The sequence below is a fragment of the Elizabethkingia argenteiflava genome (assembly GCF_009904105.1).
GTDB classification, from domain to species: Bacteria; Bacteroidota; Bacteroidia; order Flavobacteriales; family Weeksellaceae; genus Elizabethkingia; species Elizabethkingia argenteiflava.
The window spans coordinates 1-313 of the sequence record NZ_JAAABJ010000261.1; the positions used below are offsets into that span (position 1 = coordinate 1).

Below are 313 nucleotides of genomic sequence, written 5' to 3' on the forward strand. Positions count from 1 at the left end.
GTCAACTCTTTTTTTTTATATTTATTAGTGAGCTCTAGTGTTTTTTGCTTCTTTTGCACTTGCTATCTATTGCGTTTCTCATTAACTCATTTCTATCGATGTCATCGTGCCTGCAGAATATGATGTGATTCATCTTTTTTTTCGTAAAGGACTTTTGACGGGGTGTTTGTTTCCTTGTGGAATCCCCAAATTCGTCAACGGCGAATCTCCGCTCTTTTTCAACTTTATTTGGTGCGGACATTCCCCATGTAGATTTTCCTTCCTCTTTTTCTCATGTTCTTGTTTTCCAACAGTGCTCATGCTGGGTTTGACA

1 protein-coding gene is annotated in these 313 nt (G+C 38.3%); it reads right to left on the reverse strand.

Annotated elements, in window-relative coordinates; genetic code table 11:
* Positions 1-129: 129 nt before the first annotated feature.
* A partial coding sequence (locus tag GNY06_RS13615; protein ID WP_212995071.1) for a hypothetical protein occupies positions 130-313 on the reverse strand: 184 nt, incomplete at its 5' end.